Origin of the sequence: Clostridium psychrophilum, from assembly GCF_018861705.1 — a bacterium.
GTDB classification, from domain to species: Bacteria; Bacillota; Clostridia; order Clostridiales; family Clostridiaceae; genus Clostridium_AD; species Clostridium_AD psychrophilum.
On sequence record NZ_JAHLEC010000045.1, the window covers coordinates 17810 to 28260 of the forward strand.

The 10451-nt window shown below is 29.0% G+C and carries 10 protein-coding genes; 6 read left to right on the forward strand and 4 right to left on the reverse strand.

Features of this window, described 5'->3' with window-relative positions; all coding sequences use genetic code 11:
• The 6 genes from KPL38_RS10920 (at position 1) to KPL38_RS10945 (ending at position 5670) form a co-directional block, all read left to right on the forward strand.
• The gene (locus tag KPL38_RS10920; RefSeq protein ID WP_216289167.1) at positions 1 to 993 is read left to right on the forward strand and encodes an NAD(P)H-dependent glycerol-3-phosphate dehydrogenase; all 993 of its coding nucleotides are present in this window, start codon (positions 1 to 3) and stop codon (positions 991 to 993) included.
• 147 nt (positions 994 to 1140) lie between these two features.
• Positions 1141 to 2619 (forward strand): stage IV sporulation protein A, encoded by a 1479-nt coding sequence (gene spoIVA / locus KPL38_RS10925; RefSeq protein ID WP_216289168.1) that lies wholly within the window; start codon positions 1141 to 1143, stop codon positions 2617 to 2619.
• 280 nt (positions 2620 to 2899) lie between these two features.
• On the forward strand, positions 2900 to 3106 hold the full coding sequence (locus KPL38_RS10930) for a hypothetical protein (RefSeq protein ID WP_216289169.1): 207 nt from the start codon (positions 2900 to 2902) through the stop codon (positions 3104 to 3106).
• 87 nt (positions 3107 to 3193) lie between these two features.
• Positions 3194 to 4456 carry a putative DNA modification/repair radical SAM protein gene (locus tag KPL38_RS10935; protein WP_216289170.1) on the forward strand — a complete coding sequence of 421 codons (1263 nt, stop codon included), beginning with the start codon at positions 3194 to 3196 and terminating at the stop codon, positions 4454 to 4456.
• Positions 4449 to 5180: a TIGR03915 family putative DNA repair protein gene (locus KPL38_RS10940; RefSeq protein ID WP_216289171.1), complete on the forward strand. Its 732-nt coding sequence runs from the start codon at positions 4449 to 4451 to the stop codon at positions 5178 to 5180. The genes KPL38_RS10935 and KPL38_RS10940 overlap by 8 nt, the downstream gene beginning before the upstream one ends.
• Positions 5181 to 5304: 124 nt before the next feature.
• Positions 5305 to 5670 (forward strand): hypothetical protein, encoded by a 366-nt coding sequence (locus KPL38_RS10945; protein WP_216289172.1) that lies wholly within the window; start codon positions 5305 to 5307, stop codon positions 5668 to 5670.
• Between the two features lie 121 nt (positions 5671 to 5791).
• On the opposite strand, the gene KPL38_RS10950 is transcribed toward KPL38_RS10945, so the two are convergent.
• From KPL38_RS10950 to KPL38_RS10965, 4 genes are all read right to left on the reverse strand, one after another.
• Complete coding sequence (locus KPL38_RS10950; protein WP_216289173.1) at positions 5792 to 6967, reverse strand: DUF4317 family protein; 1176 nt, start codon at positions 6965 to 6967, stop codon at positions 5792 to 5794.
• A gap of 288 nt (positions 6968 to 7255) precedes the next feature.
• Complete coding sequence (gene nudC, locus KPL38_RS10955; RefSeq protein ID WP_246577915.1) at positions 7256 to 8083, reverse strand: NAD(+) diphosphatase; 828 nt, start codon at positions 8081 to 8083, stop codon at positions 7256 to 7258.
• A 395-nt stretch (positions 8084 to 8478) separates the two neighbouring features.
• A complete protein-coding gene (locus tag KPL38_RS10960) occupies positions 8479 to 9477 on the reverse strand; it encodes an inorganic phosphate transporter (RefSeq protein ID WP_216289174.1) in 999 nt (332 codons plus the stop codon).
• Positions 9470 to 10093, reverse strand: a complete 624-nt coding sequence (locus KPL38_RS10965; RefSeq protein ID WP_216289175.1) for a DUF47 domain-containing protein — start codon at positions 10091 to 10093, stop codon at positions 9470 to 9472. Before KPL38_RS10965 ends, KPL38_RS10960 begins: the two co-directional genes overlap by 8 nt.
• Positions 10094 to 10451: the final 358 nt, after the last annotated feature.

Below are 10451 nucleotides of genomic sequence, written 5' to 3' on the forward strand. Positions count from 1 at the left end.
ATGTCAAAAGTTGCTTTTCTAGGTGGTGGTAGTTTTGGTACTGCATTATCAATAATGCTTGCCAAAAAAGGTTTAAGTGTTAAAATATGGGATAGAAAGCCTAAGGTCATTAGTGATATTAACATTAAAAGGGAAAATGTAAAATATTTATCTGGCATTGTTATACCAGCAGGAGTAACGGCTTTTATTGATTTAGAGAATGTCATAATTGGTAGTGAACTTATTGTATTAGCTGTGCCTTCGCATGCAATAAGAGAATTAAGCAAGAGGATAACACCATATTTAAAACAGAACCAAATCATTGTTAGTATTGCAAAAGGAATTGAAGAGGGTTCATCAAAAAGAATTTCAGAAATTATAGAAGAAGAAATTCCAAGTAATCCTATTGTAATACTCTCAGGTCCTAGTCATGCAGAGGAAGTAGCTTTAGATATACCTACAACAGTAGTAGTTACTTCTAAAAATATGGAATATGCAAAAATAGTTCAAAATGTTTTTATGTCAAGTAATTTTAGAGTTTATACTAATGAAGATATTATTGGCGTAGAAATTGGTGGGGCAGTTAAAAATATTATTGCTTTAGCTGCAGGAATATCTGACGGAATAGGCTATGGAGATAATGCTAAGGCTGCGCTTATGACGCGTGGTATGAGCGAGATTATAAAAATAGGTACTAGGCTTGGTGGAAAAATTGAAACATTCTACGGCCTAACTGGTATGGGTGATCTTATAGTAACCTGCACTAGTATGCATAGTAGAAATAGAAGAGCTGGAATTCTAATTGGTAAAGGCGTTTCTATGGAAAAGGCATGCAAAGACATAGGAATGGTGGTTGAAGGAATAAAGGCTATAAGAGCATTTTATGAACTTAAAGAAAAAGAGCAGATTTCAATGCCTATTACAGATGTATTGTATAAGGTACTATTCGAAGGTAAAGATCCTAAGGATGGGGTATATGAGTTAATGTCAAGAAATAAAAAAGCTGAGTTTTAAAAATATAATTATTTTACTGAAAGCCAATTTTTGTTAAGAAATTAATAAAAATTGGCTTTTTTTATATTATTTTTAATCAATAGTAATAATTCATTGATATCTTAAGTATATTTATATTGATAATAATAAGTATTAGGAGGGTATATCTTGGATAATTTTGATATATATAAGGACATAGCAGAGAGAACACAAGGGGATATTTATGTAGGGGTTGTTGGACCTGTAAGGACTGGAAAATCGACATTTATAAAAAGATTTATGGAGCTTATGGTAATTCCAAACATTGAAAATCCTCATAAAAAAGAGAGAGCAAAAGATGAACTTCCACAAAGCGGTTCAGGAAAATCAATTCATACCACTGAGCCTAAATTTGTTCCAAATGAAGCAGTTGAAATTGAGTTTGAAGGTGGAACTAAATTCAAAGTTAGAATGGTTGATTGTGTTGGGTATATTGTTAAAGGTGCTTTAGGATATGCAGAAGGTGAGGCCCCTTTAATGGTAAATACCCCATGGTTTGATCATGATATTCCTTTTGAAGAAGCAGCAGAAATTGGAACGAAAAAGGTAATAAATGAGCATTCAACTATAGGCCTTTTAATTACTACAGATGGTTCCATTACAGGAATTAAACGAGATGAATATTTAGAGGCTGAAGGAAGGGTAGTTGATGAACTTAAATCAATAAATAAACCTTTTATAATGGTGTTGAATACTAAAAACGCAGCTGCTCCTGAAACTGCAGTTTTAGCAAGGGATTTAGAAGAGAAATATGATGTTCCCGTTCAAATTATGGATGTAATAAACATGAAAGAAGAAGATATAGCTAATATATTTCAAAGAATTCTTAAAGAATTTCCTGTTAAAGAAATTAACATAGATATGCCAGAATGGATTGAAAACTTAAGTTCAAAACATTGGGTAAAAATTAGTTTTATGAAATTTTTGAAAGATATGTGCAAAGATATTTTTAAAGTTAGAGATATAAATAAATCTTTGTTGAGTTTTAGTGATGTGGACTTTCTAGACTCTGCTAAACTCGATGAAATGAATATGGGAGAAGGTACGGCTAGAGTTAATCTAGTGCCTAAACGTGAATTATTTTATAAAATATTAGGTGAAACTTGTAATCGTGAGATAAAAGGTGAAAATGATTTATTAATGTTAATGGGAGAATTCTCTAAAGCAAAAGTTGAATATGATAAAATTGCAGAGGCATTAAAAGATGTTAAAGAAAAAGGATATGGTCTCGTAGCACCACAACTTTCAGAAATGACATTAGAAGAACCAGAAATTGTGCAACATGGTGGTAGATATGGGGTTAAATTGAAAGCTTCAGCACCTTCGCTTCATTTTATCAAGGCAGATATACAGACAGAAATATCACCAATTATGGGCACAGAAAAGCAAAGTGAAGATTTCTATAAATCTATTTTAGATCAGTTCGAGAATGATAAATCACAAATTTGGCAGAGCAACATGTTTGGTAAGTCTTTAGAAGTATTAGTTAAAGAAGGGCTTCAAAATAAATTATTCAAAATGCCAGATGATGTTCAGGTTAAAATACAAAAGACTCTACAACGAATTATAAATGAAGGTAATGGTAGTTTAATATGTATTATATTATAAGGTCAGTTTTGATCTATAGATTGTAGTTTCTGCAGTCTTAGGCTAAATGTAATATTAAAAAATCAAAAGCTTGTGGCCAATTTGGTTACAGGCTTTTGATTTATGTTATATAGATTAAGAATACATTACATATAGTAAGTTTAATATTATTAAATAATCAAACAAATAGTGAGTACTTATTTACATTAGGCAAACTAAAAACTAAAAGTGTAGTATATTATATGTAGAGTAAAAAATATTAAATGAACTAGATTTATATGTGGACATAGGAGGTATTGTAATGTTAAATAAAGCAGTGAAAGACAATTTATTGAGGGAAGGAATACATAAAGATGCTGTGAGAGTATTAGACCGAAGAGGCTCTTGTATGTTTGATATAAACAGTACAAGAGATGTATGTTTCGAGTTGATTGATGCTGGGGTTAAGTTTAGTTGTGAACAAAGCATTTTAGATGATGGATTGTATACTATAAGAATATTAAATTAAATATGAAGCAATGGATTCCAGTATATAACTCTATTAATTAAGAATAAGATATGATAAAATAAGAACAAACGTTTGCGAGGTGATATAATGGATGTTATGAAAAAACTTGAAATATTATCGAATTCAGCAAAATATGATGCATCTTGTTCATCAAGTGGTTCTAATAGAGAAAACACTAAGGCTGGAATTGGAAATGCAGCAGCATCGGGTATTTGTCATTCATGGTCACAAGATGGAAGATGTATTTCACTACTTAAAATATTATACACCAATAAATGTATATATGATTGTAAGTATTGTATTAATAGATCTAGTAATGAATTGGAACGTGCAAGTTTTACTCCTAAGGAAGTAGTAGATTTAACTATAAATTTTTACAAAAGAAATTACATTGAAGGATTATTCTTAAGTTCAGGAGTAGAAAGAAGTCCAGATTACACTATGGAAAATTTAGTGAGGGTAATAAAAGATTTACGGTTAATACACAGATTTAATGGTTATATTCATGTGAAGGCTATTCCTGGTGCAGATCCAAAATTAATATATGAGGCTGGATTGTATGCTGATAGAATGAGTGTAAATATTGAACTCCCTTCTGAGAAAAGTTTAAAACTGTTAGCACCACAAAAGAATAAGGCGGATATATTAAAACCTATGGGTTTAATTAAACAAAGCATAATGGAGTCAACTGAATATAAGAAGATAGGATTTAAAGCCCCTAAATTCACACCTGGTGGTCAAAGTACTCAAATAATGGTTGGTGCAACGGATGAAAGTGATTTAAGTGTGATTAGCCTTACAGAAGGATTATATAATGCCTTTGGACTTAAAAGAATATATTATTCTGCATATGTTCCAGTGATGCAACATGTAAATTTACCATCAATTCAAACCACTCCTCCACTTTTAAAAGAACATAGAATGTATCAGGCAGATTGGCTTTTAAGGCACTATGGTTTTAAGGCAAAGGAATTATTAAGTGAAATAAATCCTAATTTTGATATAGATTTGGATCCTAAGGCCTTTTGGGCTTTAAACAATTTAGATAATTTTCCATTAGAAGTAAACAATGCTACGTATGAGATGCTACTTAGAATACCTGGAATAGGAATAAAATCAGCTCAAAGAATTGTGAAATCAAGAAGAATGTGTAATCTTTCTTATGAAAACTTAAAAAAAATGGGAATAGTACTTAAAAGAGCTAGATTCTTTATAACTTGTAGTGGTAAATTTTATGGTGATAAAAGCATGGAGAGATTGACTCTTAAGAATTATTTATTGGATTTTGAAAATTTTGATAAACCACAACAAATCAGTTTGTTTAATTTAAGGAGTGATTTATTTGCTTAGGTATATTTATGATGGAACTTTTGATGGATTCTTAACAGTTATATATAATTGTTATTATAATAATATACCTGAAAGTATAGAGAAGGAAAATAGTTTTACATTCAATATTCTATTTGAGGATAATTTTATAATAAGTGATAATGTACAATCAAACAAAGTGTCGAGGGCTATTTTAGATAAAATATCAAAGGAAGCATTAATTAATGTATATCAATCATTTTTATCTGAAAAACCAGGCATTGAGATGAAATTATTTACTTATATACAATTAGGGTTTAGAATAGGCAGTAAAATTAACGATTATCTTACAGACGAAACAGTTAATCAGATACAAAAGTATTCTAGAAAAGTTGGAAGGGAAGCACATAAGTTTTTAGGATTAGTTAGATTTCAGGAATTTAGAGGCATATTATACGCAGCAATAGAACCTACTTATAATATATTAGAACTAATTGGAAATCATTTTAAAGCAAGACTGACAAATGAAATGTGGATAATTCATGATATTAAGAGAAAAATTGGTATAGTATATAAAGACGATGAATGGATACTTAGAAATTTAGAATTTAAAAAAGTAGTGAGTTGTGAAGAGGAAGAGTTGTTCTATCAAAACTTATGGAAAGTATTCCATAAGAGTGTTTCAATAAAGGAAAGAATTAATGAAAAACTACAAATGAAAAATATGCCTAAAAAGTATTGGAATAATTTAATTGAGATGAAATAGTGTTATTAATATATTGGACACTATTTTATATTTAACCAATTTTTTAAAAAGTATCTAAGTCATGATATAATAGAGATAAACATATTCATAAAATTACTGTTAGTTAAAGAAAGGGACGATTATTATGACAAAATCATCAGAATACATACAAGAAGAAACTCCTAATATAAGTATTGAAAAGAGAAAAGATATGATGGAAAAGATCTATCGAACATTAGAAAAATTAGGAGCTACTAGTAAGGGAACAGGAAAAACTAGCAAAGAGATACACAATGCTATTCCAAAAGATCCAATTGTTAGAGATACACATAATGGGAAAATAATCAAGAAAGCACAATTGAATACACCTTCATTTGTTGGTTCACTTTCAGGAGTTATGTCAAAGTTTAAAATACTTGGTAAAGTATATAACGTAGAAGAGCAAGAAACCAATTGGTATATTACTGGAAATTTTAAAATGATTAATGATATAAATCCAAGAGATATGTAATATTTATCGTTTTATATTTTTAGTAAAGTGCACAATAGCAATAAAAAACTAAGCCTTAGATTCTAAGACTTAGTTTTTTTAAAATAACAGGCCACTTCACGATATCTTTTATGAAGAATAATTAAAACTCTTCGGTCTCTAATCTAAAACCCTCTATAACTATATCATCTTCAATTTCAATAAGTAAACATCTTTTACCATCCTTATTTCTTACTTGCTTAACAGAATTTAGATCCTTAGGAGTTAAAGTAATGTTAGCAATTTCACTAGTAATCTTAATTGATTTAGAATTAAATTCGGGTACAATGTTATTTATCTTAAAGTCATACTTGCTACCACATGTTTCTTCAAAAGCGTTTTCTATATCATAAATAGTTTCCGCACCACAATTATTAAGAATATTTTTAATATCTATAACTCCTAGAACAGGTGGTTCTCCGTCTTCGGCTTGTTCAGCAATTTCGTGTATATTAGCATAAATATCCTGCATAAGTTCGGGTCTTATTTTATCTCCTATTACTGATTTTAATATATCACTAAAGCAATTTCTTTCATCTTCAGCAGTGAATTTAAACCCGCAATTAAGTACATTCTCTATAAATGAAGTATTTAGTTCTTTAGGTTTTGATGCATAATATAAAACTTTATTATAATCCGAATACCCACTGCTAAGAGTAGGGAACATGAAGCCTTCTAATGGTGAATTTAGGTTAATAACTGAATCTAAGGCTGAATTTGCTTTAAATTCATTATCTGTATAATCAAATTTTAATGTTCTTTTGGGAGCATCTATTTTATTTACACTTGATAGGACAAAATTAAAGGTTTGCATAGCGTCATTAATGCTTTCAGCTTGATCCATATTTTTATGGCTTGTACCTAACCAGTATTCAGCTTTAATAAAGGTAATTACTATATCAGTTTCATATTTATAGTTAGCTGTAATTTTTTCAATTAATTTATTAATACTAGTTTGAATATCATTTTTATTATCTGCGTTTAAAACATTAGTTAATATATTTTGAGTATTATCTTGTTCCTCAATATTTTGGAAATCCAGCTCAAAAATTTTTGTGTCTATAGCACCTGTAAGTACTTTCTTGAAATTACCTAGAAACAATTCTTTTTTATTCATATCCATGCTATCAAAATGATCAAACTCCGAATAAATAACAGGCTCATAATCAATTTTCACATTATCTTTTTTTAGATAAACACTATAGATTTCCTGTATTTTCATCATGTCACTATCTAATTTAAATTCTTTTCTTATATTTGCCAGTTCCTTTTTATTCATAATTAAACCTCTTTTCACTAATATTTTATAATAAATTTATAATAAAATTATAACACAAAATAATGGAATATAATTACTTAGTAATACAAAATAAAGTGTCGCCAGATAAAATAAATTCCAATTTGTAATAAACTAATCTATAGACTTAAAAAACAGAAATCTCTTTGAAAAAGAGCAATATTGTTAACATATAATATAATAGAAAATAAGTAGGAGTTAAAATTTAATTCGTTGTGAACTAAATTCTAACTTCTACTTATTATAATGTGTAGCATAAATGCTTTTAAATTAATTATTCTTAGAATACCAGTTGATTAATTTTCTGGCAATACTAATGCTATCAGGGATTACAGGCATTTCATTAGATCCATACCAGTCTGCATGCCCAATTTCTACTCCATCTACATTTATTTCTCCACTTTCGTATTCTGCAGTAAATCCTATCATTAGAGAATTAGGAAAAGGCCACGGCTGATTACCAAAATATTTAATGTTTTTTACATGAAGTCCTGTTTCCTCATAAACTTCTCTTTTCACGCATTCCTCAAAAGTTTCTCCAACTTCTAAAAATCCAGAAACTACACTATATAGATCTTTAGGAAATTGATTATTATGAGCAAGCAGTATTTTACCATCTTTAAGTACAGCAACTATTATGGCTGGGCAAATTCTAGGGTAATTTGTAAGGCCACATTTGGGACATTTTTTAGATTTCTCTCCACTAACGTTTTTAGTTAATGCACCACATCGACCACAATAGATATGATCATTATTAAAGTTTACTAGTTGAGTGGCTCTGCCTGCAATCCAGAACATTTCTTCAGATAATTGAAGAGCTAGAGCCCTTAGTGCACTTAGATTCATCTTATTTGGAATAATAAAAGTTTTATTTATTTCTCCACAAAAACAATTTATATTGTTTATTGAACCAATATATTGCACATTAACCAATGTTAAATCTTTGAGATCCACTAAATTTGGTAATACTATTTTATTATTTTCCGATTTAACTAATAAACTGTCTTTAGAAAAGATAAAATAAATATCTTTATTAGATTTAGGGTAGGTTGAAATTACTCCTGGCATAAAGGTTGTAATATTTTCTTCATTACTCATTAGTATTATATCTCCAATCTATTGTACTTAGTATATATCTATTATAATTATATCATACATAAATACAATTATATATTCTAAGTTACTTTACATAACCAACATTATGTAAAGTAATTCAAAAATGTAAACTTATATATATGAAAAAATTAAGTACTAAAATAGAAATAAGTAAAACTTATTTTATATATCATTACTTGATAATACAACATGCAATAAAATAAGATACATAAAATATTAAACAATATTATGTAAATAAAGTTGATAGGAAGTTAGGAAGTACGTAATGTAATATCTTATATTGAGGATATAAAAAAAGGTTTATAACATTTTTATAAACGTTATAGACCTTTTTTTATACTGGAAAATCAATTAAACATACAAAAAAATTATATGTATTAATGGTAAAACACAAAAGCAATTATTGAAGCTATTATAGCACTACAAGGAATTGTTAAAACCCATGCAACCAATATAGTTCTTGCTAAGCTCCATCTAACAGCTGAAAGTCTTTTGCATGATCCAACACCCATTATCGCACTAGATATTACATGAGTTGTACTTACCGGAGCACCTAATGATGTAGCTACTTGAATAGTAAGCGCAGCTGCTGTTTCAGCGGCAAATCCATCTATTGGTTCTAATTTAATCATATTAACACCCATAGTCTTTATTATTTTCCAACCACCTGTCATAGTACCTAATGCCATTGATATTGCACATGCAATTTTTACCCACAATGGAATAGCAAAATTTCGTCCATCTAAGAGTCCTCCTGCAATTAGTGCCATAGTTATAACACCCATAGATTTTTGAGCATCATTTGAACCATGACTATATGCCATTAAAGCAGCCGAACATATTTGTAATTTTTTAAATAATCCATTAACTTTTTTATGTGTTGCTTTGTGGAAAAGCCATGTAAGTATAAGCATAAATATAAATCCGATTACAAGACCGAATATTGGTGAAGATATAAGTGGAATTATTATTTTATCTAAAAAGCCAGTCCAATTAATAACAGAAAAATCAAGTTTGTGTGAAGTTATGGATGCACCTACAAGTGCACCTACTAGTGCATGGGAAGAAGAACTAGGGATAGCTAAATACCAAGTAATTAGGTTCCAAATAATAGCAGCAACTAAGGCTATAGCCACAATTTGAGGTGTTGCTATTCCAACATTGATTATTCCTGTTCCTATAGTTTTTGCAACTTCTGTATTTAACATAGCTCCAACAAAATTAAGAACTGCAGCCATTCCCAAAGCTTGCATAGGAGTCATAACTTTAGTTCCTATTGATGTAGCGATAGAATTGGCTGTATCATGGAATCCATTTATAAAATCAAACCCAAGGGCCAATAATATAACAATTATAATAATTGAAGAATTAAGCATATTTCATACCCACTCCTCGGATTTCATTTGCAAGGGTTTCACAATCATCAATACTATTCTCCAAATAATGGTATAGGTTTTTCCATTTCATTACAAATAGTAAATCTTCTGGATTTTCAAAAAGTTTTCTCATAGCTTTTCTATAAATCAAATCAGCTTCGTTTTCTATAGTGTTTATCTCAATAATTTTATCTACTAATAAAGTGCTTTTACGAAGACTTTTTAATTCTACAACCACCTCTACAAGATTATCAGAAACAGCTATAAGTTTATCAACAAGTTCAATAGCTTCTGGTGTAGCAGAAGTCACATTGTACATGTAAAACAAATGAGCAGTTGATTCAATTCCATCTGTAATATTGTCTATTCCTTTAGTTATATTAAATATATCCTCTCTATCTAACGGAGTTATAAACATTTTTTTAGTGTATTCAATTAATTCATGTGTTACTAAGTCTCCCTCATGCTCAAGTTTTACAAGTTTATCTAATCTTGCCTTAGGATTGTCAAGTTCATTCATTAACAACTTTAGCTCTTTTGCGGAATTATTAAATATTCGAGCTCCTTTTGTAAAAAGTTCAAAAAACAAATTGTCTTTCGGTTTAAAGTTAAACATATTGTCACTCCTTTGATGAATAAAATCATATCAGATATTTATACAATTAATACAGGATCAAAATTATAATAAATTTAAACCCGTACAATCTTAATTATATTATATTAATTAACAAAGTACAATATTGTATTAACATAATTAACATAACTTAACATTGGTACAATTACGAATATAATTGCATAGATATATATAATTTAATGTAAAACATACAAAGTTATGCAATAAGAGAATTTAGTGTTTTCAATATAGGTGAATTGAAAAAGTAACTTCCACTTTGCAGAGTTAACTTCCACCGTAAAAAGAGTTGAAAAAGTTTTTCAATAAAAAAACGTTTATTTTTGCTATTCTTCTAACAAAA

Bases quoted from the DNA above. Each gene is read 5' to 3' on its own strand.
- KPL38_RS10920 (WP_216289167.1), top strand. From the start codon at position 1: ATGTCAAAAGTTGCTTTTCTAGGTGGTGGTAGTTTTGGTACTGCATTA.
- nudC (WP_246577915.1), bottom strand. From the start codon at position 8,083: ATGAGTAATGAAGAAAATATTACAACCTTTATGCCAGGAGTAATTTCA.
- KPL38_RS10945 (WP_216289172.1), top strand. From the start codon at position 5,305: ATGACAAAATCATCAGAATACATACAAGAAGAAACTCCTAATATAAGT.
- KPL38_RS10930 (WP_216289169.1), top strand. From the start codon at position 2,900: ATGTTAAATAAAGCAGTGAAAGACAATTTATTGAGGGAAGGAATACAT.
- KPL38_RS10960 (WP_216289174.1), bottom strand. From the start codon at position 9,477: ATGCTTAATTCTTCAATTATTATAATTGTTATATTATTGGCCCTTGGG.
- KPL38_RS10935 (WP_216289170.1), top strand. From the start codon at position 3,194: ATGGATGTTATGAAAAAACTTGAAATATTATCGAATTCAGCAAAATAT.
- KPL38_RS10965 (WP_216289175.1), bottom strand. From the start codon at position 10,093: ATGTTTAACTTTAAACCGAAAGACAATTTGTTTTTTGAACTTTTTACA.
- KPL38_RS10950 (WP_216289173.1), bottom strand. From the start codon at position 6,967: ATGAATAAAAAGGAACTGGCAAATATAAGAAAAGAATTTAAATTAGAT.